Raw genomic sequence first — 24160 nt, 5'->3', positions numbered from 1 at the left:
CGAGTACGGGGGGACGCCTACACGTCCAGGAAGCGCACGTCCTTGGCGTTGCGCGTGATGAACGAGCGGCGCGCCTCGACGTCCTCGCCCATCAGGACCGAGAACAGCTCGTCGGCCTGCGCGGCGTCGTCGAGGGTGACCTGGCCCAGCAGCCGGTTGGCCGGGTCCATCGTGGTCTCCCACAGCTCCTCGGCGTTCATCTCGCCGAGACCCTTGTAGCGCTGGATCGCGTCGTCCTTCGGGAGGCGCTTGCCGCCCTCGACGCCGGCCTTGATGACGGCGTCGCGCTCACGGTCGGAGTACGCGTACTCCGGCTCGGCCCGCGGCCACTTGATCTTGTACAGCGGCGGCCGCGACAGGAAGACGTGGCCGTGCTCGATCAGCGGGGTCATGAAGCGGAACAGCAGGGTGAGCAGCAGCGTGGTGATGTGCTGGCCGTCGACGTCGGCGTCCGCCATCAGCACGATCTTGTGGTAGCGCAGCTTCGACAGGTCGAACTCGTCGTGGATGCCGGTGCCCAGCGCGGTGATCAGCGACTGGACCTCGGTGTTCTTGAGGACGCGGTCGATGCGGGCCTTCTCGACGTTGATGATCTTGCCGCGGATCGGCAGGATCGCCTGGTACATCGAGTCCCGGCCCTCCTTGGCCGAGCCGCCGGCCGAGTCGCCCTCGACGATGTAGAGCTCGCACTCCTCCGGCTTGGTGGAGCGGCAGTCCTTGAGCTTGCCGGGCAGGCCGCCGATGTCGAGCGCGCCCTTGCGGCGGACGAGGTCGCGCGCCTTGCGCGCGGCCATCCGGGCCTGCGCCGAGGAGACCGACTTGTTGATGATCGTCTTCGCCTCGGCGGGGTTGCGCTCGAACCAGTCGGCCAGCCATTCGTTCGACTGCTGCTGCACGAACGTCTTCGCCTCGCTGTTGCCCAGCTTGGTCTTCGTCTGGCCCTCGAACTGCGGCTCGCCCAGCTTGATCGAGACGATCGCGGCGAGACCCTCGCGCACGTCGTCACCGGTCAGGTTGGTGTCCTTCTCCTTGAGCAGCTTCTTCTCGCGCGCGTAGGTGTTGACAACGCGGGTCAGCGCGGCGCGGAAGCCCTCTTCGTGGGTGCCGCCCTCGTGGGTGTTGATCGTGTTGGCGAACGTGTAGACCGACGGCGTGAACCCGTTGTTCCACTGCATCGCGACCTCGACCTCGAGGCCGACGCCCTTCGCGTCGAAGGAGATCACGCTGGGGTGGATCGGGTCCTTGCTGCCGTTGATGTGCTTGACGAAGTCCTCGAGCCCGCCCGGGTAGCAGTAGACCTTCTCCTTGACCCGGGCGACCTTGCCTTCGGCGTCTTCCTCGGCCTCCTCGTCGGCGACGCGCTCGTCGCGCAGCGACAGCGTCAGTCCCTTGTTGAGGAAGGCCATCTCCTGGAGACGGCGCGAGATCGTCTCGAAGTTGTAGGTCGTGGTCTCGAAGATGCTGCCGTCGGCCCAGAACGTCATCGTCGTGCCGGTCTCGGTGGCCGGGCCGAGGTCCTCGAGCTCGCCGGGCAGCTGGTCGGTGTACAGCTGGCGCCAGCTGCGGCCGCCGTACTTGACCTCCGCCAGCAGCCTCGTCGACAGCGCGTTCACCACGGAGATGCCGACGCCGTGCAGGCCGCCGGACACCGCGTAGGAGTCGCTGTCGAACTTGCCGCCCGCGTGCAGCTGGGTGAGCACGACCTCGATGGTCGGCTTGTTCTCCTTGGGGTGCATGTCGACCGGGATGCCGCGGCCGTCGTCGACGACGCGCACCCCGCCGTCGGCGAGGAGGGTAACCTCGACCTTGGTGGCGTACCCGGCCATCGCTTCGTCGACCGAGTTGTCGACGACCTCCTGGACGAGGTGGTGCAGGCCGCGCTCACCGGTGGAGCCGATGTACATACCGGGACGCTTGCGGACCGCTTCGAGGCCTTCGAGCACCGTGATCGACGACGCGTTGTACTCGCTCTTGTTCTCGGTCACAGGCCTTGTTTCTCCTCGTCTCGCGCGAGCGGACGTTCGCTCCCTCCCAGTGTACTTGGCCGTGTCCGCTGACATGCGGCAAGGACACCCCTGAACGCGTCACAGACGGACGAAATCGGTCCGAGCCGAGTCTTGACGTAATTCAGTGCGTCTGGATGCGTTCTCGGGGCATTCAACCGAGCAACGCGCAACCCGGGTCAGCCGTACGTGTCACGCGGGCCGCGACCCGGCACGTGACGGGGGCCTTTCCGCCAGCTCGGGGCCATCGGACCCTGGATCCGCATGCGCTTGACCACGCCGTTCCCGACGCCCGCCGCGATCTTGGCCAGCAGTTTCCCCTGCAGCAACCGGAGCTGGGTGGCCCACGCGGTGGAGCTGGCCCGGACCGTGAGTTCACCGTCTTTCAGCGCGACCGGCTGGGCGTGTTCGGCGACGTCTTCGCCGACCAGGCGCGCCCACTGCGCGAAGACGCGGGCGCCGGAGACGCTCTCGTTCCAGCCGCGGTCGCTGACCAGCCGTGAGACGAGCCGGCCGAGGGGCTGCGGGTCACGCGCGTCGGCGCCCGGTCCCGACCAGCGGCGACGCCGCGGGTTCTGGCCGCCGGTGACGACGCGACGGCGTTGCCCCGGCGGGGCGCCCCGCTCCTTCGCCTTGGCCTTCGCGGCCTCGAGCGCGGCGTGCGCGAGGTCCCGGCCCGTCATCGCCGCCTCGTTCGGCCCAGCGGCGCCGTCACGCTCAGTGCCGGAAGGCGGCTTCGAAGCCGCAGCAGACCCGCCGCGGGACGTTTTGTGCCACTCATCTGGCCGTATGGTCACGGGCGGCGATAACTCATTCACCGTGTTATCCACACTGTCCACAGGTTTGTCCCCAGATCGGGTGCGGTTTGTGTCGCCGCTCACACCGGGTGCCCGCTTCGGCGCTCGATCGAACCGTTCAGCCACGCGTGACCTCACCATCCGCCACCACGAACCGGCTCCCCGCCAGCTCGCTGGGCACGTCTTCGTCGACCGCGGCGGTCACCAGCACCTGTTCGGCGCTCGCCGCCACTTCGGCCAGCCGGGCCCGGCGCTTGCGGTCCAGCTCGGCGAACACGTCGTCGAGCAGGAGCACCGGCTCACCCGCCTCCCCGCGCAGCAGCTCGTAGCTGCCGAGCCGGAGGGCGAGCGCGAACGACCACGACTCGCCGTGACTCGCGTACCCCTTGGCCGGCGCCTCGCCGAGGATCAGCTCCAGCTCGTCCCGGTGCGGGCCGACCAGGCTGATCCCCCGCTCCAGCTCCGCCTTGCGGGCTTCCCCGAGCGCCTTGAGTAGGACGTCCTTCAGGACTCCGGGTTGCGCCCGTTCCCCGTCTGGTACGCCGTACGTCTCCGGCAGGGCGTCACCCAGCGAAGACTTGTACGAGATCTTCGCCGGCCGGGAGTCCGGCGCGACGCCCATGTACGCCGAAGCCGCGTACGGCCCGAGGTCCGCGACGAGGTTCAGGCGCGCGGCCAGCAGCTCCGCGCCGGCCACCGCGAGGTGGTCGTCCCAGACTTCGAGCGTCGACAGCGCGTACGGGTCCTCACGCCCGGTCCGGCGTTTGCCGGCCGTCTTGAGCAGGGCGTTGCGCTGCTTCAGCACCTTCTCGTAGTCCGCACGAACCCCGGCGTACCGCGGCGCGCGCAGCACCAGCAGCTCGTCGAGGAACCGGCGTCGCTCACCCGGGTCTCCCCGCACCAGCGCCAGGTCCTCCGGAGAGAACAACACCGTGCGCAGGATGCCGAGCACGTCCCGCGGCCGGCCGACCGCGCCGCGGTTGACCCGGGCGCGGTTGGCCCGACCGGCGGTGATCTCGAGTTCGACGGTCAGCTCGCGGTCGTCGTTGACCACCGCGACCCGCACCAGCGCACGCTCACAACCGTGCCGGATCAGCGGCGCGTCCGTCGCGACGCGGTGGGATCCCAGCGTCGCGACGTACCCGATCGCCTCCAGCAGGTTGGTCTTGCCGCGACCGTTCTGGCCGACCAGCACGGTCGGCCCCGGTTCGAGGGCGAGATCGGCCTGGGACCAGGAGCGGAAGTCGGTGACCTGCAGATGGCGCAGATACACGGTGTCCTTCCCCGGGGCGGGCCTTACCCGCCGACCTTCTTCACGGCGTGCCCGCCGAACTGGTTGCGCAGTGCGGCGACCGCGCGCATCGCGGCCGAGTGCTCCTGACGGGAGGCGAACCGGGCGAACAGCGCGGCCGAGATGACCGGCGCCGGCACCGCGTTGTTGATCGCCTCTTCGAGCGTCCACCGGCCTTCGCCCGAATCCTCGACGTACCCCTCGAGATCGTCCAGCTCCGGGTCCTCGTCGAGCGCACGCACGAGCAGGTCGAGCAGCCAGGACCGGACGACGGTGCCGCGCTGCCAGCCCTTGATCACCGCGGGCACGTCGTTGACGACCTTCGCGGCCTCGAGCAGCTCGAAGCCTTCGGCGAAGGCCTGCATCATGCCGTACTCGATGCCGTTGTGGATCATCTTCGCGTAGTGGCCCGCGCCGACGTCGCCGGCGTGCGAGAAGCCCTCTTCGCGCGGCCCCTCCGGACGCAGCGCGTCGAAGATCGGCATCGCCCGCTCGACGTCGGCGGCCGTGCCGCCGACCATCAGGCCGTACCCGTTGTCCTTGCCCCACACGCCACCGGAGACGCCGCAGTCGGCGTACCCGATCTTCTTCGCGGCGAGCAGGTCGGCGTTCAGCTTGTCGTCGGTGTACTTCGAGTTGCCGCCGTCGATGACCATGTCACCTTCGGAGAGCAGGTTGCCGAGCTCGGTGATGGTCTGCCGCGTCGGGTCGCCGGCCGGGACCATGATCCACACGATCCGCGGAGCGTCCAGTTTGGACACCAGGTCCTCGAGCGACGTCGTGTCGCTGACGTCCGGGTTGCGGTCGTAGCCGACCACTTCGTGACCGGCCGCGCGCAGCCGCTCACGCATGTTGAAGCCCATCTTGCCCAGGCCGATCAGACCGAGCTGAACCATGAGATCCCCTTACGTGCTCAGGAAAGTTGCGGGTCAGCCCGGCAGGCGGACCGGCATCAGGAGGTAGAGGTAGCCGGGGACGAGGTTGCCCTCGGCGTCGGCGGGCTTGATGAGGGCGGGACGGTTCGGCGTCGTGAACGTCAGCTCCGCCCGGTCGCTGTGGAGCGCGCCGAGGCCGTCGACGAGGTAACCCGGGTTGAACGCGATCGTCACCGGCTCACCTTCGTAGTCGACCTGGAGCTCTTCTTCGGCGCTTCCCTCGTCGTCGCCGCCCGCGGACAGCCGCAGCGTGTTGTCCCCGAACTCCAGTCGTACCTGAGTCCCCCGCTCCGCGACCAGGGAAACGCGCTTGATCGACTCCGTGAGAGCCGACACGTCGATGACCGCGCGCGAGGTGTGCGTCGCGGGCAGCAACTGGCGGTACGGCGGGAACTCCGCGTCGAGCAGGCGGGTCGTCGTGTAGCGCCCGGAACCGGACAGGCCGAGCAGGCCCTCGCCGCTGGCGAGCGCGAGCCGGATCGTGGCGCCGCTCGCGCCGAGCGTCTTGGCCGCCTCGGCGAGGGTGCGCGCCGGGACGAGCACCGCGGCGTCGGCCAGGCCCTCGGCGGGCTGCCAGGTGAACTCGCGCATGGCGAGCCGGAACCGGTCGGTCGCCACGAGGGTCAGCGAGCTGCCGGAGATCTCGAGCCGCATGCCGGTCAGCATCGGCAGCGTGTCGTCCTTGCCCGCGGCGACGACGACCTGGGTGACGGCCTGGCCGAACGCGTCGCCGGCGAGCTCACCCGCGAAGGCGGGCTGGGACGGCAGCTGCGGGTAGTCCTCGACCGGCATGGTCGGCAGGGAGAAGCGCGCGCTGCCGCACGTGATCGTGGCGCGGGCGCCGTCGACGGCGATCTCGACCGGCTGGTTCGGCAGGGACTTGGTGATGTCGGCGAGGAGCCTGCCGGACACCAGCAGGCGGCCGCCGTCGGCGATCGTCGCCGGGACGCCCACCGTGGCGGACACCTCGTAGTCGAAGCCCGACACGGTCAGCGCGTCGGACTCGCCGTCCGCACCGGCGTCGAGCAGGACACCGCCCAGTACCGGCACGGGAGGCCGGGAGGGGAGGCTTCTGGCCACCCACGCGACGGCGTCGGCGAGCCCGTCACGCTCGACGCGGATCTTCATGCGCGCATCCTTTCGACGACCGAGCCGTGATCGGCTCGGGCCAGGCCTCGTTCTGGCTGGGCAGTGACCGGCTGCCTCGTCCGGCCGGTCCGCTCCCCGGGTTGAGCTTCCGGAGCACGGACCAGGTGCAGGCGTCCACGGTAGGCCGTCACGGCGGCCGCCGTCACCTCGGCCTCCCCTTGACTTTGTCGACTTGACGACACGATCTCGCGGCTGTCCCCAACTTCGTCCTCCGCCTGTTTTTATCTTTTCTCTCTTAGAAGAGATCTAAAAGGCAGTAGCAGTAGTAAGCGTTGTGGATTGTGTGGATTGAGGTCGTTCGCGCAGGTCGGAGCACCTGCGGGCATGTGGAGAACCGTGGTGGCAGATCTGTGGGCAACTCGGGGCGTCGGTGGATGGTTTCGGGCGTCCACCGATTCGTCCACAGATCGGCTCGGTTGTCCCCATGGTTGTCCCCAGGTTTGGGACTGTTTCTGGGGGTGGACGACACGGTCCGAATCGCTCTACCGAGTGACGGCGCCCTCCTGTGCACATCATGTGGGCAACCTGTGGAATCAGCGTGGACAAGGGTGTGGATTCCCTGTGGATCGGCTGTGGGCGGGGTGTGGACGAAATCCGGGTCGTCGCTGCTCAGGGATCCGCTGGCACTGTGGGCAAACTGCCCACACCATGGGGAAACTTCCTTGTGTACAAACAATTTTCGCGACTTTGCGAAGCGCGCGTAGGCGTCCTTCGCTGCTTCGCGGGCGTAGTGCGCTTCGGACGGTCCAAAGACGACAAAGGGGCGTCCACAGTGCGTGGACGCCCCGAAGTCGTTGCGGGACAAGGGGATGTGCTATTGGCGGGCGCGCTGCTTGATGCGCGAGGTCAGCTCCTGCACCTGGTCGTAGATGCGCCGGCGCTCGGCCATCTCCTTGCGGATCTTCTTGTCCGCGTGCATGACGGTCGTGTGGTCGCGGCCGCCGAACGTCTGCCCGATCTTCGGCAGCGACATGTCGGTCAGCTCGCGGCAGAGGTACATCGCGATCTGGCGGGCCGTGGCGAGCGCCTTCGTCTTGCCGGGGCCGCACAGGTCGTCGAGCGTCACGTCGAAGAACTCGGAGATGACGCCCATGATCGTGGGCGCGGTGATCTCCGGGGCGTGGGAGTCGGGGATGAGGTCCCGCAGCACGATCTCCGCCAGCCCGGCGTCGACCGGCTGCTGGTTCAACGACGCGAAGGCCGTCACGCGGATCAGCGCGCCTTCGAGCTCCCGGATGTTCGCCTCGACGCGCGAGGCGATGAACTCCAGGACGTCACCCGGCACCGCGAGCCGGTCCTGCGCCGCCTTCTTGCGGAGGATCGCGATGCGCGTCTCGAGCTCGGGCGGCTGGATGTCGGTGATCAGGCCCCACTCGAACCGCGTGCGCAGCCGGTCTTCCAGCGTCTCGAGGCGCTTCGGCGGGCGGTCGGAGCTGACGACGATCTGCTTGTTCGCGTTGTGGAGGGTGTTGAAGGTGTGGAAGAACTCTTCCTGCGTACCTTCTTTGCCCTCCAGGAACTGGATGTCGTCGACGAGCAGGATGTCGATGTCGCGGTAGCGCCGCTGGAACGCGACCTTGCGGTCGTCTCGCAGCGAGTTGATGAAGTCGTTCGTGAACTCTTCGGTCGAGACGTACCGGACGCGCATGCCGGGGAAGAGCCGCTGGGCGTAGTGGCCGACCGCGTGCAGCAGGTGCGTCTTGCCGAGCCCGGACTCACCCCAGATGAAGAGGGGGTTGTACGCGCGGGCCGGCGCTTCGGCGACCGCGACCGCCGCCGCGTGCGCGAACCGGTTGGACGCGCCGATGACGAACGTGTCGAAGGTGTACTTCTCGTTCAGCTTCGTCTTCGACGTCTGCGGCTGCGCCGGCGCGGTGTACGGCTGGCCGGCGATCGGCTGGCCGGAGAACGTGGGCCAGATCTCGTGGACCGCGGCGAGCGCTTCGCCCTCTTCGTCGACTTCCTCGTCGGTGTCGTCACCGTCGTCGGGCTTCGTCGCGAGGGACTGGTGCTGCGGCATCGGGGGCGCCGGCTCGGGGCGCGGCGGCGGCAGCATCGGGCCGGGACCCGGCCGCGGCGCGGGCGCCGGCTCGGGCACGGCGCCGTTTTCCACCCGGCCGGGTGACGGGACGTAGTGGGGCGCGGCGATCGGGGCGACCGCTTCGGTGCTGTCCACCTTCACCGCGAGGGAGATGGCGCGGCCGAGCCGCCGGGAAAGCGCGTCGGTGATCGCGCCGCGGAGACCGCGTTCGATCGCTTCCTTCGCGAAGTCGCTGGGAGCCGCCAGCAGTGCGGTGCCGTCGAGGAGGCCGATCGGGCGGGTCACCCGCATCCAGGCGCGCTGCTGGGGGGACAAGGTCCCGTCGGACAGTTCGCGCACCACCTGCTCCCAGATGACGCCCAGATTGTGCTGGTGCTCCGACACTGGTCCGGCTCCCCTCCCCTCGTCGGCGTGGACGGCCGAACCGGCCCCGGAACGCCCTGGTCACTCCACCCGATGACCGCCTGCGGACCTGGCCGGGTACCGGCACAGCGAATATCCACATAGTTGTCCACAGCTGTGCACTAATGTACGGCGACCCGCGGCGTCGCCACCTGCGGGCTCGTCGTACGCCGGTGGGCACTCCACCACCCGGATACTCGTGCACCTCGACCGGTGACCCGAGAGAGGCACGCTAACAAGCCCCGCCCGCTGCCACAAGGCATCCTGGGTCGCAAGCATTTCACGGTGTACGGCGTGTTGCCATTCGGTGCCGGGGCGTTGATGATCTCGCCCCGGACGGCCCGTCGCGGACCGTGGCCGAGGGGGTGCCTACGGCGTGCCGGACGGGGGTGCGTACCCTCGTAAGGTCTCCCGTTTGCGACGGGCGCGTTTTGCGTGCCCTGGTTGCAGTCGCTCGTCGTGACGAGGCCACACGTTGGTAGGAGACACCAGAGACTGCCGTGCGCCCGCACGACACGCCAGAAGTGAAGGAAGACGGAAGCCTTCTCTTCCGACGCGACACACAGGAGAAGCAGTGAGCAAGGGTAAGCGCACCTTCCAGCCGAACAACCGCCGCCGCGCGAAGACCCACGGGTTCCGGCTGCGCATGCGGACCCGGGCAGGCCGGGGCATCCTGGCGGCTCGCCGTCGCAAGGGCCGCGAAGCGCTGTCGGCCTGATCCGGCACGTCGGGGCGCGCCGTGCTGCCGGCTGCCGCACGTCTGCGGCGGAGTGAGGATTTCCGCGTGGTTCTCCGTCGCGGATCCAAGGCAGGCAGGCGCCGCCTCGTCGTCCACGCGTTGACCACGGACCCGTCCATGGCCACCGACGCTTCGTCGGCGACCAGGGCGGGTTTTGTGGTGAGCAAGGCCGTCGGGAACTCGGTGGTCCGCCACCGGGTGTCCCGCCGGTTGCGTCATCTCGTTTCGGCCCGGCTCGGAACCCTGCCCGCCGGCAGTGCGTTGGTCGTACGGGCATTGCCGCCGTCGGCGACCGCGTCCAGCGCGGAGCTCGGGGCCGATCTCGACGCCGCGCTGCGTCGGCTGGGACTTCTGTCGTCGCGCCGTCCGGCCGGGGATGTCCCCAGCCCGACGCGTCCCGCGGACGCGGCCCCCGACCACGGATCAGCGGTGTGACCGGTATGCGAGCCACCCCCGAGCACTCAGTGCACGACGAGCACGACCACGACGACGAGCCGGGGCCCGCCCGGCCCGGACCGGTCGCCTGGGTCCTGTTGCTCCCCATCAAGCTCTACCGCAAGGCGATCTCGCCCTTCCTGCCGCCGGCTTGCCGGTTCTACCCGAGCTGCAGCGCGTACGCAGTCGAAGCCCTCACCCGGCACGGTGCCGGCCGCGGCTCCTACCTCGCGTTGCGCCGGCTGCTGCGTTGCGGCCCGTGGACCATGCCCGGCCGCGACCCCGTGCCCGAGACGTTCTCGTGGCGGCACCGACGACCTGAAACACCGATCGAGGAGTAGCAGCAGTGCTCGATTTCATCTACTACCCCGTGTCCTTCATCCTGTGGTGTTGGCACAAGGTCTTCGGGCTCGTCTTCGGTGAATCCGCGGCGATCTCCTGGATCCTCGGCATCATCTTCCTGACGTTCACGGTCCGCGGCATCATGTTCAAGCCGTTCGTGAACCAGGTCCGGTCGATGAAGAAGATGCAGGACTTCGCGCCGGAGATGAAGAAGCTCCAGAAGAAGTACGCGAACGACCGGCAGCGCCAGGCCGCGGAGATGCAGAAGCTCCAGAAGGAGCACGGCGTCAACCCGCTGGGCAGCTGCCTGCCGATGCTGCTTCAGATCCCGGTGTTCATCGGCCTGAACCACGTGCTCCGCGCGTTCACGATGCCGCCGCCCGGTGGCGGTGTGAAGACCGAGAACTACTTCTTCACCCAGCACGACGTTTCGTCCTACGTCAACGCGAAGCTGTTCGGGGTCAACCTCGGCGAGGCCGTCTACAACGGTGTCGGGGTCGTCAGCGGCGGGGCCGCGAACGTAGGTTTCCAGTGGGGCGTGCTCCCGGTCGCGCTGCCCCTCATGATCATCGCGTCCATCGCCACGCACCTCACCGCGCGGCACTCGGTGGCCCGGCAGAACGCCGCGTCGGCCACCCCGCAGACCGCGATCATGAACAAGCTGACGATGTACATCTTCCCGCTCGGTGTCCTCGTCTTCGGTGCGCTGTTCCCGCTCGGCCTCCTCTTCTACTGGCTGGCGAACAACGGCTGGACCCTGATGCAGCAGCGCCTCGTCTACACGAAGATCGACAAGGAAGAGGCGGCTCGCAAGGCGGAGGCCGCCGAGAAGCGCGCGACGCTCGGCCCGAAGCCCGGGCAGAAGCCGACCGCGCCGAAGGTGGGCCAGAAGCCCGTCCAGCAGAAGAAGAACCAGCCCGCCCAGACCGCCTCGCAGAAGAAGGTCACCAAGGCGGGCTCGGCCCACGGCTTCGCGCAGACCACGCCGGCCGAGGCCGCTGCCGCCAAGGCCGCGGACGAGGCTGCCGCCAAGGCGGACGGCGCGACGGCCGCGGACAAGACCCCGGCCGTGGCGAACGGCCAGAACGGCTCACAGGAGAACGGCACGGGCGTGCCCGGGCTCCTCAAAGACTCGACCAGGAAGTCGGGCCGGAAGCGCCGCTGAGGCGCGACCGGTTCGGAGAGGAGACGAATGATGTCGGAGACGATCGACACGATCGACGCCGATCAGGACGACGTGACCCCGGGTGAAACCGCCGACGAGGCGGGCGAGCAGAAGGCGGGAGGTGGCGACGACGTCCTCGTGCAGGAGGGCGACATCGCCGGCGACTACCTCGAGCGGCTGCTCGATCTGCTCGACTACGACGGGGACATCGACCTGGACGTGGAGGCCGGCCGCGCGATCGTGAGCATCGACGGCGGCGAGGACCTCGAGAAGCTCGTCGGCCCGCGCGGCACGGTGCTCGAAGCGCTGCAGGAGCTGACCCGCCTGGCGGTCCAGCAGGAGACCGGCTCGCGCAGCCGCCTCATGCTGGACATCGCGGGCTGGCGCGCCGACCGTCGCGAGGAGCTCCGCGAGCTCGGCCGGTCGACGGCGGAGTCGGTGCTGTCGAGCGGCGAGCGGGTGCGGCTGCAGCCGATGAGCCCGTTCGAGCGCAAGGTGGTCCACGACGCGGTGGCGACGGTCTCGGGTGTCACGAGCGAGAGCGAGGGCGAGGACCCCAAGCGCCGCGTGGTGATCTTCCCCGAGTCCTGACGGACTCGTCAGCGGCCCGCCGGACTTCGGTCCGGCGGGCCGCTTTTTTATGCTCGGAAGATGCGTCCAGCACCCGGCGAGGTCCTCCACTTCTCGGAGGACCCGGCGATCACCCGCTTCGCCCCGCACGTGGCCGTGACGGCCCGGCAGCCGGAGGCGTACGTCTGGGCGGTCGACGCCGAGCGCGCGCCGGACTACTGGTTCCCCCGCCAGTGCCCGCGCGCGATGGCGTGGACGACCCCGTCGACGACCGACGCGGACCGCTCGCACATCCTCGGCCCCGGCGGCGGCGACCGCGTCCACGCGATCGAGTACGGCTGGCTCGAGCAGATGCGCTCGACGCGGCTGTTCGCCTACCGGTTCGACGCGTCGGCGTTCCGGCCGTTCGGCTCCCCCGTGTCGCACGCGCTCGTGGCGACGTCGGAGGTGCAGCCGCTCGGCCCGCCGGAGCCGGTCGGCGATCTGCTGGAGTTGCACGAGGAGGCGGGCATCCAGTTGCGAGTGCTGCCGAACCTGTGGCCGTTCGTCGACGCGGCGGCGGAGAGCACCCTCGGCTTCAGCGGCATCCGGCTGCGGAACGCCCGGCCCCGGGCGAGCGAATTACAGCGGTGAGGTTTCACGTGGAACGCGGGGCGGAGTGAGTGGGGTCTCGGGTCGGTTGGCGCAGCGGTCCCGTTCGGCTGTGTCCGGGTGACTGCACGGTGGCCTGCTCGTTGCGCCGAGATCCTCCTGGCCCCCGGCCCCCTCGAACCGAACTCCGGATCGTCAGAGTTGAATTACAGCGGTGAGGTTTCACGTGGAACGCGCGCGGCGCGCCCTGGATCTCGGTGGCGGTGGGTGCGGTCGACGTTCGATCACTCAGCCCATCGAGCAACAGCTGCTCGATGTGTGCCGCAGCTGATGCACGGCGGCTCGTTGGCTCCAGGCGGGGATACCTGGTCGGCCTCGTCGCGGCCCCTTGCGTCACGGCGGTCGTCATGTTTCACGTGGAACCGGGAACCCCTCGGTTCGGCTCCTCGCCGCCCTGCGGGTGAGTGGAGTTGTCCACATCTGCGGTCTGTCGGCTCGTTTTCGCGTCGACATCAGGGACAATCGAACGAGCGCGGTTTCACGTGAAACCCGCGGACGAGGAGTAGCCGGAGTGAGCTTGGAGCAGGCCGCGGTAGCGGTGCGGACCGCGGCGGAGCGGGTGTTCGGTGCGCACGTCGACCAAGCGGCTGGGTACGTCGAACTCCTTGAGAGCCACGGCGTCGAGCGGGGGCTGATCGGTCCTCGGGAGGTCGAGCGGCTGTGGGAACGGCATGTGCTCAACTCTGCGGTCATCGGCGAGCAGATGCCCGAAGGGGCTCGCGTGGTCGATGTCGGGTCGGGTGCGGGGCTTCCGGGTGTACCGCTCGCGATCGCGCGACCGGACCTCGATATCGTCTTGCTCGAACCTATGGCCCGCCGGGTGGACTGGCTGGCCGAGGTGGCCGAGAAGCTGGAACTCCCGATCACCATCGTCCGTGGACGCGCGGAGGAGCGGCCTGTGCGTGAGCAGCTCGGTGGCGCCGACATCGTCACCGCTCGCGCGGTCGCCCCGCTCGCCCGGCTCGCGGACTGGTGCTTGCCGCTGGTTCGTCCGGACGGTTTCCTGGTCGCCCTCAAGGGCGCCAGCGCGGCGGACGAGATCGAGCGGGACGGTGCCGCCATCAGGAAGGTGGGCGGCGCCGACCCGTTGATCGTGGAGTGCGGTGTGGCAGTACTAGAGGTCCCCAGCACGGTCGTGAAGATCCGTCGCCTGCCGTCGAAGACGGGGAAGGCGCGGAGCAGGAAGCGCTAGCGCAGACAACGAGCCGCGGTGTTCCACGTGAAACGACGCGACTCGTCCACCGACCAGACGTCTATATGGAGGAGGTGTCGAGACCGGTGAATCCCCCGCCGTCCGACTCCACGGAGACCAGCCACGACGTGGGCTGGACGCCGATCGCCGAAGAAGCCACTCGCGCCGCGCGTCTGCTGCACCCGGACGGGACGCTTCCCCGTCCCGGCCGCCGCCGCGTGATGACCGTCGCCAACCAGAAGGGCGGCGTCGGCAAGACCACCAGCACGGTCAACCTCGCCGCCGCGCTCGCCGTCCACGGGCTCAAGACGCTCGTCGTCGACCTCGACCCGCAGGGCAACGCGAGCACCGCGCTCGACGTCGACCACCGGTCCGGGACGCCCTCCATCTACGAGGTGCTCATCGGTGAGGTGACGCTCGCCGAGGCGGCCCAGCCGACCGAGCAGTCCCCCAACCTCTTCTGCGTCCCCGCGACGATCGACCTCGCCGGCGCCGAGATCGAGCTGGTCTCGATGGCGTCGCGCGAGTCCCGGCTCAAGGAGGCCATCTCCTCGGAGATCCTCGACGAGATCGGCGTCGACTACGTCTTCATCGACTGCCCGCCCTCGCTCGGCCTGCTGACGGTCAACGCGATGGTCGCCGCGCAGGAGGTGCTCATCCCGATCCAGTGCGAGTACTACGCGCTGGAAGGTCTCGGGCAGCTGCTGAGCAACATCGAGCTCGTGCAGCAGCACCTCAACCGCGAGCTCCGCGTCTCGACGATCCTCCTCACCATGTACGACGGCCGGACCAAGCTGGCCGACCAGGTGACGAACGAGGTGCGGAACCACTTCGGCGACACTGTGCTGAAGACCGTCATCCCCCGCAGCGTGAAGGTTTCGGAGGCACCCGGGTACGGCCAGACCGTGCTCGCCTACGACCCCGGTTCGCGTGGCGCGATGAGCTACGTCGACGCGGCGAAGGAGATCGCCGAGCGAGGTGCACTCATGGAAAGGAGCAGTTCGACATGACCGAGCGCAGAGGAGGGCTGGGGCGCGGCCTCGCCGCTCTCATCCCGACCGGGCCGGCCGGCGGTCCGCTGCCCGCGCCCGGTGAGGGGTCGGCCGCGGAGAAGAAGGCGGCGGAGGAAAAGGGCTGGTTCGCCGCGAACGGTCAGGCGAAGCAGCACAGCGGTGAGGTCGCCGGCGCGGTCTACCGCGAGATCCCGGTCGGCTCGATCAAGCCCAACCCGAAGCAGCCGCGCCTCGCCTTCGACGAGGAGGCGCTCGCCGAGCTCGAGCACTCGATCCGCGAGTTCGGGCTCATGCAGCCCATCGTGGTGCGCGAGCTCGGCAACGACGAGTACGAGCTCGTCATGGGCGAGCGGCGGCTGCGGGCGTCGCAGCAGGCGGAGCTCGAAGCGATCCCGGCGATCGTCCGGCAGACCGCCGACGAGTCGATGCTGCGCGACGCGCTCCTGGAGAACATCCACCGCGTCCAGCTGAACCCGCTCGAAGAGGCGGCGGCGTACCAGCAGCTGCTCGACGAGTTCGCGGTCACGCACGAGGAGCTGGCGAGCCGGATCGGCCGCAGCCGGCCGGTCATCACCAACACGATCCGGCTCCTCAAGCTCCCCCTGCCGGTGCAGCGCCGGGTCGCCGCGGGCGTCCTGTCCGCCGGGCACGCGCGTGCGCTGCTGTCGCTGGAAGACGCCGACAGTCAGGAAGAGCTCGCCGCGCGCATCATCGCGGAGGGCATGTCGGTCCGGGCGACCGAGGAAGCCGTCACGCTCAAGAAGAGCGAGAAGCCGGCCAAGCCGAAGCCCGCGCCGCGCAAACCGATCCAGGCGCCCGGACTGCAGGATCTCGCGAACCGGCTTTCGGACCGGTTCGACACCCGCGTGAAGGTCGACCTCGGCCGCCGCAAGGGCCGGATCGTGCTCGAGTTCGGTTCGGTCGACGACCTCGAGCGGATCGTCTCGATCATCGACGCGAATGGGGCGAATCAGACACCGGATTCCGATTAGGGATCACCCCAGGGTGTTTCGTCACGGTGATGATTGCGTTTTGCCGACATCGCCACGACGCTGAGCGACGAGGGGGAAGCGTGTGGGATCCGACCGGATCGTTCGGCCGCGCGCTCTGGATCGGGGGTGGGCAGTGGGCCGGCAAGTCGACGGTCGCCCGGCTGCTCGCCGTCCGGCACGGGGTGACGGCGTACCACTACGACTACCACGACGCGCGCGGTCACTTCGATCGCCGGATCGCTCGCGGCGAACCCGTCGAGCGCGATCCGGAGCAGAACTGGGTCCGCCGCTCACCGGAGGAGATGGCGGCCGACGCACGAGCGATCTTCGAGTTGCGGTTCGAGTGGGCGCTTGACGACTTGCGCGCACTCGACTCACCGCGGCCGCTGATCGCCGAGGGGTGGGGGTTGCGGCCGGAGTTCGTCGTGCCGCTGCTCGACTCGGCTCGCCGGATGATCGTCATGGTGCCGACCGAAGAGTTCCAGCGGCACCAGGCGGCCACCCTGCCGCGGGCCGGCGCGATCACGGCCGAAGTCAGCGACCCGGAACGCGCGCAGCGGAACCGGATCGCGCGGGACCGGCTGCTCGCGCAGGACGCCGCCGCGAAGGCGCGGGAACTCGGCGTCCGGGTGCTGGAAGTCGACGGCTCCCGGAAAACAGAAGAAGTGGCCGACCTGGTGGCCGACCACTTCCGTCCGTACCTCTGATTCAGACCTCAGCGAGAGATCGCGCGCCCGATCAGGTCGGCGAAGACCGTGCCGAGGGACTTGCCCGCCGCGTCGATCGCCATCGGGACCGTCGACGTCTCGGTGAGTCCGGGTGACGGGTTCACCTCGAGGAAGTGGACCGTGCCGTCGTCGGCGACGATCGCGTCAGTGCGCGAGATGTCCCGCAGCCCCAGGACGCGGTGTGCGGCGACGGCGAGTTCGGCGACGGCCTTGGCCGCGGCGTCGTCGAGCCGGGCCGGGGTGAAGAAGTCCGTCAGGCCGGCGGTGTAGCGGGACGTGTAGTCGTACACACCGCTCTCCGGCACGATCTCGACCGCCGGCAGGGCCTCGGGACCGTTCTCGCCCTCGATGACCGTCACGGCCACCTCGACGCCCGCCACGAACCGCTCGGCCAGCACCGTGTCGCCGTAGGCGAAGCAGCCGACCATCGCCGCGGGCAGTTCCGCCGCCTCGCGCACCACCTGGGTGCCGAGCGCCGAGCCACCCTGGTCCGGCTTGAGGATCAGCGGCAGGCCGAGGCGCTCCACCATCGCGTCGAGCACCGCCTGGGCGCCGAGCTCGCGGAACGTGCTGTGCGGCAGCACGACCCAGTCCGGCGTCACGAACCCGGCGTTCTCGACGAGCGCCTTCGCCGTCGGCTTGTCCCACGCGCGGCGGCAGCCCTGGGAGCCGGTGCCGACGAACGGCACCTCCAGCATCTCCAGCACCGTCTGCACCGAGCCGTTCTCCCCCTCACCGCCGTGCAGCGCGACGACGACCGCGTCCGGCCGCTGGGTGCGCAGGCGCTCCAGCAGGCCCGCGTCGGTGTCCCACTCCTCGATGCCGAGGCCTTCGGACTTGAGCGCCGCGGAGAGCCGTCGCCCGGACCTCAGCGAGACGTCGCGTTCGTGCGAGAGCCCGCCGGCGAGCACGGCAACGGTACGGTCGACCACCGTGGAAACTCCTTAGCTGGTTTAAAAAGAGACTCAGACCGTGTCCGGGGAAGGGTTCTGTGGCCCCTGGATCTGGCGCGAGCCCACGTTACCGAAGGTGCGGGCCAGGTCCATTTCGGACTCCAGCACCGCGGCCAGCCGCCGGACGCCCTCGCGGATCCGCTCCGGCGTCGGGTAGCAGTAGGACAGGCGCATCTGGCGGCTGCCGAACCCGTCGGCGTAGAAGCCGGTTCCGGACGCGTACGCCACCCGCGCGGTCACCGCGCGCGGCAGCATCGCCTTGGTGTCGACGCCTTCCGGCACCGTCACCCAGACGTAGAAGCCGCCGTCGGGCTTCGTCCACGAGCAGCCCGGGGGCAGGTACTGGTCGAGCGCCGACAGCATCGCGTCGCGGCGCTCGCGGTAGTTCTCGCGGAACTTCTTGATCTGGCCCTTCCAGTCGTGCGTGGAGAGGTACCGCGACACGATCATCTGGTTGAAGGTCGGCGGGCACAGCGTCGCCGACTCCGCGGCCAGCACGAGTTTCTCGCGCACGGCGTGCGGCGCCAGCACCCAGCCGACGCGCAGCCCCGACGCGAACGTCTTCGAGAACGAGCCGAGGTACACGACGTTCTCGGGGTCCGTCGAGCGCAGCGCCGGGTACGTCTGCCCGTCGAAGCCGAGCATCCCGTACGGGTTGTCCTCGACGACCAGGACGCCGTGCTCGCGGCAGATCTCCAGGATCTCGCCGCGGCGCTCCACGGCCAGCGTCACGCCGGCCGGGTTGTGGAAGTTCGGGATCGTGTAGAGGAACTTGACGCGCCGTCCGGCCTTCTCCGCCTGGATCAGAGCCTCGCGTAGCAGCTCCGGCACCAGGCCGTTCTCGTCCATGGCGACGTGCACGACCTGCGCCTGGTACGCGGCGAACGAGCCCAGCGCGCCGACGTAGGACGGGCCCTCGGCGATCACGACGTCACCCGGGTCGCAGAACAGCCGCGTGACCATGTCCAGGCCCATCTGGGAGCCGACGGTCACCACGACGTCGTCCGGGTGCGCCTTGATGCCCTCCAGCGCCATGATTTCGCAGATCTGCTCCCGCAGCACCGGGACGCCGTGCGCCGAGCCGTACTGCAGGGCCACCAGGCCGTCTTCGGCGATGATCTCTGCCACCTGCGCCGAGAGCGTGTCGAGCGGGAGCGCGGCCAGGTTCGGCATGCCGCCGGCGAGGGAGACCACCTCGGGCCGGCTCGCGACCGCGAACAGGGCCCGGATCTCGGAGGCCGTCATCCCGGCGGTGCGCGCGGCATACCGCTCGAGGTGCGGGTCGAGGTTCTGGCGGCCGCTCAGAGCCGCTTTCTGGGGCTTGGCGGGGCGGTTCTCGGTCATCGACGATTCACCCGGGGGTCGGTGGACAAGGCCCGCTCCCGCACGGGAGCGGTAGATCCATCGAGTGTAACCGGGCACCCATCCGGGACCCCTGACCTTTCGGTGCTTGTCACATCGGCCTACCATCGACCATGGCTCCCGTGTTCGTGCTGTGGTTCCGCGCGGCTTGACGGCCGGGCAGCCTGTCAGGGGAGCGCAGGTCAGGGAGGTCGCGGGTGTCGCGTCGCGTCGTGGGCGTCACACTGGACAACCTCGAGCACTTGCCGAAGAGCTGTCGCAGGTGCGTGTACTGGGAGCTGGCCCCCCACCTGAAGAACCAGGCCGAGGAGTTCGGCGCCACCGAGGTCGAGAAGGAAGCCTGGGTCTCGAGCGTGCTGCTCGAGTGGGGCTCCTGCGGCCGCATCGTCTACAGCGACACGCTGCCGGTCGGGTTCGTGCTGTACGCCCCGCCGAACGCCGTCCCGCGGTCGCTGGCCTTCCCGACGTCCCCGCCGAGCGCGGACGCCGTGCTGCTGACGGCGTTCCAGGTGCTCCCCGAGTTCCGCGGTGGCGGCCTCGGCCGGATGCTCGTCCAGGCGGTCGCGAAGGACCTCACCAAACGCGGTGTCCGCGCCATCGAGGCGTTCGGTGACGCGCGCCCCGACGAGTCGGACCCGGACGGCGGCCACAGCTGTGTGCTGCCGGCGGCCTTCCTGCAGAGCGTCGGCTTCAAGACCGTCCGCCCCCACCAGAAGTGGCCGCGCCTGCGCCTGGAACTGCGCTCGGCGATCACCTGGAAGGAAGACGTCGAGGCGGCGCTGGAGCGCCTGCTCGGCCAGGTCACGATCACCACGGCCGAGCCGAGCCTCGGTCGCGCCTGACCCGCCCGCAAACGTTTGCGTCCGTGTTACCGCAGGCCGGTAACACGGATTCCGCAGGGTGTGCACGGCTGTGGAAGAAGAGCCGAGTTATCCACAGAGCGCTGATAGGCGCGGTGGACAAGCTGTGGATGAGTGCACCAAAACCTGGGGACGGCGCGTGCGCGTCCCCAGGTGTGGTGGAGCAGGTGAAGATGAGCCGCTAGGGGTTGTGGTCGCCCTATTCGGCCTTGGCGAGCTCGTGCGCCAGGACGTCGGCGAACGTGAACGTTCCCGTCGGCTGGTCGCCCTCGCCGAGCAGGTACAGGCGCTTGACGGCGATCAGCATGCCCTCGGCGACGATGTCGCGGAAGGCCGGGTCGCCGAGCTTGCGGCTGTCGTCCGGGTTCGTCAGGTAGCCGATCTCGACCCGGACCGCCGGGCAGCGGGTGCGGGTGAAGATCTCCCAGGTCTTGTAGTGCGTGCGGTTGTCCAGCATGCCGGTGCGGGCCGCGACCTCGCGCTGGATGAAGCCGGCGAGCAGCTCACCCACCGTCGACGTCGTGCCGTTGCCGGTGCCGAAGTGGAAGCTCGCGATGCCCTGGGCGCGCGGCGACGGGTTGCCGTCGCTGTGCAGGGACAGGAACAGGTCGGCGCCCGCGTCGTTGGCGAACTTCGCGCGCTCCAGCTCCGTCGGGCTGTGGTTCGGGCCGCGGGAGATCAGCGCCTCCATGCCGGTGGCCTTCATCCGGCCCTCCAGGCGACGCGCGAGGTCCCACGAGATGTCGGCCTCACGCAGGCCGTTCGCGACCACGCCGAGGTCGTCGCCGCCGTGGCCCGGGTCGATCACGATGCGCTTGCCACGCAGCCGCGGACCGGCCTGGCGCACCTGCTCCTGCTCGCGCAGGAACACGGGGCGGCCGCCCCGGGCCCGCGGCGAGGACAGGCGGTGCAGCTCACGGATGGTCGCGGGACCGCACATGCCGTCCGGCGTCAGGCGCATGTCGCGCTGGAACGTCTTGAGCGCGCGCTCGGTGGCCGCGCCGAAGTAGCCGTCCGGGCGGCCGGCGTCGAAGCCGAGTTCGGTCAGCCGCTCCTGCAGCGTGAAGACGTCGTCACCCTGGATCGGGGCCGCGATCGTGTACGACAGCAGGCGGCTGCCCAGGTGGTAGCTGGCGCCCTTGAGCGCCTGGAACGTGGCCTGACCCACCACGCCGTCGGTCATCAGCCCACGGCTCTGCTGGAAGGCCCGCACGGCGTTCTCGACGGCGACATCGAACGTGTCGTAGGCGTCGGTACCGGTGACCGGCGGGAGCAGGTCCATCCCGGCCAGGATGGACCTGATCTCGGCGACGTCCGGACCGGCGTCACCGCGGCGGAGTACCCGCATGCACTCCTCGCTCTTCCTAGGGCGCCGACTCGGGGGGCTCGGCGCGGGGCAAAAACTTCGGGGAAAACCATCACTGAGACGTGCTCAGGTCTTCTATTGTGCCTTGCGAACTCTCGGTGACACCGCAGGCCCGGTCGGTGCGTCAAGAGCCCGTTCGTGGTGAACCGCCCGTGGCCCTCGTCACGCAGGATTCACCCACACCGGTGAGATTCCCCCGAACGACGGGAACCCGGGGCCCGCAGGAGGGTTCCCGCAGGCCCCGGGTTCGCCGGGCTTGTTCGGTTCAGAGGACGTCGGCGAGATCCGACAGCAGCGCGGCCTTCGGCTTGGCGCCCACGATCTGCTTCACCGGCTTGCCGCCCTGGAACAGGATCAGCGTCGGGATCGACATCACCTGGTAGTCACGCGGCGTGTTCGGGTTCTCGTCGATGTCGATCTTGGCGATGGTCAGCTTCTCGCCGTTCTCGGCCGCGATCTCCTCGAGCACCGGGGCGACCATCTTGCACGGCCCGCACCAGGTGGCCCAGAAGTCGACCAGAACGGGCTTCTCGCTGGTCAGGACCTCGTCGACGAACGTCGCGTCGGTCACCTTCACGGTGTTGGACATGGTTTCTCCTTCAGGTGGTTGTACGCCGGAAAGTCAGTTGGTGCCCGCGCCGTAGCCGCCGCCGACGAGCTCGGCCGCCTCGTGCGCGTCCGATTCGCCGTGCTCCGCGAGCCAGCGTTCCGCGTCGATCGCCGCGCTGCAGCCCGAGCCGGACGCGGTGATCGCCTGCCGGTAGGTGCGGTCCACCAGGTCACCGGCGGCGAAGACGCCGTCCAGGTTCGTGTAGGAGCTGCGGCCCTGCGTGATGACGTAACCGTCCTCGTCCAGGTCGACCTGCCCGCGCACCAGCTCGCTGCGGGGGTCGTGCCCGATCGCGACGAAGAAGCCGGAGACGTCCAGGGTCGACTCGGAGCCGTCCCGGGTGTCCTTCAGCTTCAGCGCCTCGACCTTGGTGTCCCCGACGACGCCGGTGATCTGCGAGTTCAGCTTCCACTTGATCTTCTCGTTCGCGCGGGCGCGCTCGAGCATGATCTTCGACGCGCGGAACTCGTCGCGCCGGTGCACCACGGTGACGGACTTCGCGAACTTCGTCAGGAAGGTCGCCTCCTCCATCGCCGAGTCGCCGCCGCCCGCGACCACGATGTCGTGGTCGCGGAAGAAGAAACCGTCACAGGTCGCACAGGCCGACACACCGCGCCCGAGCAGCTCCTGCTCACCCGGCACGTTCAGGTACCGCGCCGCCGCGCCCATCGCGAGGACGACCGCGCGGGCGGCGTAGCGCTTGCCGTTCGCGGTCACGTACTTGACCTCGCCGGTCAGCTCGACCGACTCGACGTCCTCCGCGCGCAGTTCCGCGCCGAAGCGCTCGGCCTGCTTGCGCATCTCCTCCATCAGGTCCGGACCCATGATGCCGTCGCGGAACCCCGGGAAGTTCTCGACCTCGGTCGTCGTCATCAGCGCGCCACCGAACTGCGTCCCCTCGAACACCAGCGGTTCGAGTTGCGCCCGCGCCGCGTAAACGGCAGCGGTGTATCCGGCAGGACCCGATCCGACGATGATCAGGTTCCTGATGTCTTCGGCAGCCACCCGTGACCTCCGCTCGTAGTGACCCGTGTGCCAGGCTCAACACGATCGTATGTGGCCATGTTCCCAGGGGTGACACCGCTCATGGGGGTTCCGGGTGGCGGAGCCCCCGGCCCAGGGCGAAGCCCTGGATGTCAGAGCCGCTACTTCTCCCCGACGACCTTGTCGAACAGGACGGCCGGATTTCCCGGTCCGCAGTCCGCCCCGAAGGCGACCAGGCGGAACTGGGCGAGCTTGCCGGTGGTCAGGATGATCATGACGCCGGCCTTGCCGTCGACGTTCACCGGGCGGATGCCCTCGGGCCGCACCTTCGCGTCCAGCCCGGCGGCCGTGATGCAGGCGTCGAGCCGGTCTTCGCTGCCCAGCGGGCCGAAGTCGCGGACGCCGACCGCCTTGCCGATCAGGGCCTGCGCGCCGCTGCCGTCACTGCCGACCGTCGGGCCGGACGGTGGCGGGGCCGCGACGTTCGGGGTGCCGCTCTGCTGGGACGTGCTCGGGATCGCGACCGTCACCGCGACGACCGCCGCCGCGGCCGCCGTCAGGACGCCGGCGGCCCAGCCGAGCCGCTTGTTCCGGCGCCGCCGGGCCGCCGCGAGGTCCACCACCTGGGCGTCCCCGGTCCCGGTCTGCTCCGGTGCCGGTGCGGTCCGTTGCGTCGGAAAGGCGGCAGCCGCCTCGGCGGCCAGGGCCGCGTCGAGCCGCGCCGCGAACTCGGCGGGCATCGGCGGTGCGGGTGCCTCGGCGAGCGAGGCCAGGTCGGCCTGCGTCGCGTCGAGGGCGTCCAGGATCGCGCGGGCCTCCGGGTCGGCGTTGACGACCGGCCACAGCTGCGCGGCCCGGTCGTCGTCCAGCACGCCGGCGTGGAGGTCGGCGAGCACGTCGACGGACCAGGGCGGACCGACGGTCCCCCCGATCCCCCGGCTTTCGTCCGTCATCGTCCCTCCCCGCTACCCGGCTGGCGCCCGGCCCGTTTGCTTTCGTGAGTTGGGACGTTCGCAATCGCATCGGGGTTCCGCAGGTGTCCGAGAACCTTCGCCAGTTTTCCCCGGCCCCGGGCGCAGCGGCTCTTCACCGTGCCCTCGGCGATGCCGAGCATCTTCGCCGTCTCGGCGACCGAATAGCCCTCGACGTCGACGAGCACGATCGGGGCGCGCTGGTCTTCCGGCAGCTGGTTGAGCGCCTCGCGCACCAGCAGGCTCGTCTCGCGCTCGGCCATCGAGTCGCGCGGGGTGGCCGGCTCGTTGAAGCCGGTCTCCGGCAGCGGGACGGTCGGGCGGGCCTGGCGGCGGCGGATCCGGTCGAGGCAGGCGTTCACCACGATCCGGTGCAGCCACGTCGTGACCTGCGACTCCGCGCGGAAGTTGCCGGCGGCCCGGAAGGCCGAGATGAACGCGTCCTGCAACGCGTCGGCGGCTTCCTCGGGATCGCGGACCGTGCGCAGGGCGACCGCCCACATGCGGTCGCGATGTCGCTGGACGAGTTCGCTGAACGCATGAGGGTCCCCCGCGGCGTGAGCCGCTATCAGATCCGCATCCGTGGGAGCTGCCGCTGTCACCCGCAAG

Annotated in this window: 24 protein-coding genes; 11 read left to right on the top strand and 13 right to left on the bottom strand. The window is 69.6% G+C overall.

Features of this window, described 5'->3' with window-relative positions; all coding sequences use genetic code 11:
* Positions 1–17: 17 nt before the first annotated feature.
* The 6 genes from gyrB to dnaA form a co-directional block, all read right to left on the bottom strand.
* Positions 18–1985, bottom strand: coding sequence for a DNA topoisomerase (ATP-hydrolyzing) subunit B (gyrB, locus tag VA596_RS09910; protein WP_323325285.1), 1968 nt, complete (start codon positions 1983–1985; stop codon positions 18–20).
* Between the two features lie 197 nt (positions 1986–2182).
* Positions 2183–2686, bottom strand: coding sequence for a DciA family protein (locus VA596_RS09905; RefSeq protein WP_323325283.1), 504 nt, complete (start codon positions 2684–2686; stop codon positions 2183–2185).
* Positions 2687–2918: 232 nt separating this feature from the next.
* A complete protein-coding gene (gene recF, locus VA596_RS09900) occupies positions 2919–4073 on the bottom strand; it encodes a DNA replication/repair protein RecF (RefSeq protein WP_323325281.1) in 1155 nt (384 codons plus the stop codon).
* Between the two features lie 23 nt (positions 4074–4096).
* The gene (gene gnd / locus VA596_RS09895; protein WP_323325279.1) at positions 4097–4987 is read right to left on the bottom strand and encodes a phosphogluconate dehydrogenase (NAD(+)-dependent, decarboxylating); all 891 of its coding nucleotides are present in this window, start codon (positions 4985–4987) and stop codon (positions 4097–4099) included.
* A gap of 33 nt (positions 4988–5020) precedes the next feature.
* On the bottom strand, positions 5021–6154 hold the full coding sequence (dnaN, locus tag VA596_RS09890; RefSeq protein WP_323325277.1) for a DNA polymerase III subunit beta: 1134 nt from the start codon (positions 6152–6154) through the stop codon (positions 5021–5023).
* A gap of 835 nt (positions 6155–6989) precedes the next feature.
* A complete protein-coding gene (dnaA, locus tag VA596_RS09885; RefSeq protein ID WP_323325275.1) occupies positions 6990–8600 on the bottom strand; it encodes a chromosomal replication initiator protein DnaA in 1611 nt (536 codons plus the stop codon).
* Positions 8601–9192: 592 nt separating this feature from the next.
* On the opposite strand from dnaA, the gene rpmH reads away from it, so the two are divergent.
* The 10 genes from rpmH (at position 9193) to VA596_RS09835 (ending at position 16424) form a co-directional block, all read left to right on the top strand.
* On the top strand, positions 9193–9336 hold the full coding sequence (gene rpmH / locus VA596_RS09880) for a 50S ribosomal protein L34 (protein WP_247059643.1): 144 nt from the start codon (positions 9193–9195) through the stop codon (positions 9334–9336).
* A 21-nt stretch (positions 9337–9357) separates the two neighbouring features.
* A complete protein-coding gene (gene rnpA / locus VA596_RS09875; protein ID WP_323325271.1) occupies positions 9358–9792 on the top strand; it encodes a ribonuclease P protein component in 435 nt (144 codons plus the stop codon).
* A 5-nt stretch (positions 9793–9797) separates the two neighbouring features.
* Positions 9798–10133 (top strand): membrane protein insertion efficiency factor YidD, encoded by a 336-nt coding sequence (gene yidD, locus VA596_RS09870; RefSeq protein ID WP_323325269.1) that lies wholly within the window; start codon positions 9798–9800, stop codon positions 10131–10133.
* 5 nt (positions 10134–10138) lie between these two features.
* Entirely contained in the window at positions 10139–11299 is a 1161-nt protein-coding gene (yidC, locus tag VA596_RS09865; protein ID WP_323325267.1) for a membrane protein insertase YidC, read from the top strand.
* 30 nt (positions 11300–11329) lie between these two features.
* Positions 11330–11890: a Jag family protein gene (locus VA596_RS09860; RefSeq protein WP_323325265.1), complete on the top strand. Its 561-nt coding sequence runs from the start codon at positions 11330–11332 to the stop codon at positions 11888–11890.
* A 60-nt stretch (positions 11891–11950) separates the two neighbouring features.
* A complete protein-coding gene (locus tag VA596_RS09855; RefSeq protein ID WP_323325263.1) occupies positions 11951–12502 on the top strand; it encodes a DUF6886 family protein in 552 nt (183 codons plus the stop codon).
* Positions 12503–13031: 529 nt separating this feature from the next.
* Positions 13032–13712 (top strand): 16S rRNA (guanine(527)-N(7))-methyltransferase RsmG, encoded by a 681-nt coding sequence (rsmG, locus tag VA596_RS09850; protein WP_323325261.1) that lies wholly within the window; start codon positions 13032–13034, stop codon positions 13710–13712.
* An 86-nt stretch (positions 13713–13798) separates the two neighbouring features.
* Positions 13799–14722, top strand: coding sequence for a ParA family protein (locus VA596_RS09845; RefSeq protein ID WP_410171858.1), 924 nt, complete (start codon positions 13799–13801; stop codon positions 14720–14722).
* The gene (locus VA596_RS09840; RefSeq protein ID WP_323325257.1) at positions 14719–15717 is read left to right on the top strand and encodes a ParB/RepB/Spo0J family partition protein; all 999 of its coding nucleotides are present in this window, start codon (positions 14719–14721) and stop codon (positions 15715–15717) included. Before VA596_RS09845 ends, VA596_RS09840 begins: the two co-directional genes overlap by 4 nt.
* 80 nt (positions 15718–15797) lie before the next feature.
* Positions 15798–16424, top strand: a complete 627-nt coding sequence (locus VA596_RS09835) for a hypothetical protein (RefSeq protein ID WP_323325255.1) — start codon at positions 15798–15800, stop codon at positions 16422–16424.
* Positions 16425–16432: 8 nt separating this feature from the next.
* On the opposite strand, the gene VA596_RS09830 is transcribed toward VA596_RS09835, so the two are convergent.
* Entirely contained in the window at positions 16433–17377 is a 945-nt protein-coding gene (locus tag VA596_RS09830; RefSeq protein ID WP_323325253.1) for a D-alanine--D-alanine ligase family protein, read from the bottom strand.
* 33 nt (positions 17378–17410) lie between these two features.
* A complete protein-coding gene (locus tag VA596_RS09825) occupies positions 17411–18742 on the bottom strand; it encodes an aminotransferase-like domain-containing protein (protein WP_323325251.1) in 1332 nt (443 codons plus the stop codon).
* 215 nt (positions 18743–18957) lie between these two features.
* Here VA596_RS09825 and VA596_RS09820 point away from each other — a divergent pair, with 215 nt between their 5' ends.
* Positions 18958–19602: a GNAT family N-acetyltransferase gene (locus VA596_RS09820; protein WP_323325249.1), complete on the top strand. Its 645-nt coding sequence runs from the start codon at positions 18958–18960 to the stop codon at positions 19600–19602.
* A gap of 217 nt (positions 19603–19819) precedes the next feature.
* On the opposite strand, the gene VA596_RS09815 is transcribed toward VA596_RS09820, so the two are convergent.
* From VA596_RS09815 to sigM, 5 genes are all read right to left on the bottom strand, one after another.
* Positions 19820–20968, bottom strand: a complete 1149-nt coding sequence (locus VA596_RS09815) for an N-acetylmuramoyl-L-alanine amidase (protein WP_323325247.1) — start codon at positions 20966–20968, stop codon at positions 19820–19822.
* A gap of 283 nt (positions 20969–21251) precedes the next feature.
* On the bottom strand, positions 21252–21575 hold the full coding sequence (gene trxA, locus VA596_RS09810) for a thioredoxin (protein WP_020642536.1): 324 nt from the start codon (positions 21573–21575) through the stop codon (positions 21252–21254).
* Between the two features lie 33 nt (positions 21576–21608).
* Positions 21609–22601: a thioredoxin-disulfide reductase gene (gene trxB, locus VA596_RS09805; RefSeq protein WP_323325244.1), complete on the bottom strand. Its 993-nt coding sequence runs from the start codon at positions 22599–22601 to the stop codon at positions 21609–21611.
* 140 nt (positions 22602–22741) lie between these two features.
* Positions 22742–23533: a hypothetical protein gene (locus VA596_RS09800; RefSeq protein ID WP_323325242.1), complete on the bottom strand. Its 792-nt coding sequence runs from the start codon at positions 23531–23533 to the stop codon at positions 22742–22744.
* Positions 23530–24153, bottom strand: a complete 624-nt coding sequence (sigM, locus tag VA596_RS09795) for an RNA polymerase sigma factor SigM (protein WP_323325239.1) — start codon at positions 24151–24153, stop codon at positions 23530–23532. Before sigM ends, VA596_RS09800 begins: the two co-directional genes overlap by 4 nt.
* Positions 24154–24160: the final 7 nt, after the last annotated feature.

It is taken from the genome of Amycolatopsis heterodermiae (assembly GCF_034929455.1).
Taxonomy (GTDB): Bacteria; Actinomycetota; Actinomycetes; order Mycobacteriales; family Pseudonocardiaceae; genus Amycolatopsis; species Amycolatopsis heterodermiae.
This window is presented reverse-complemented; position numbering and strand designations above follow the sequence as displayed.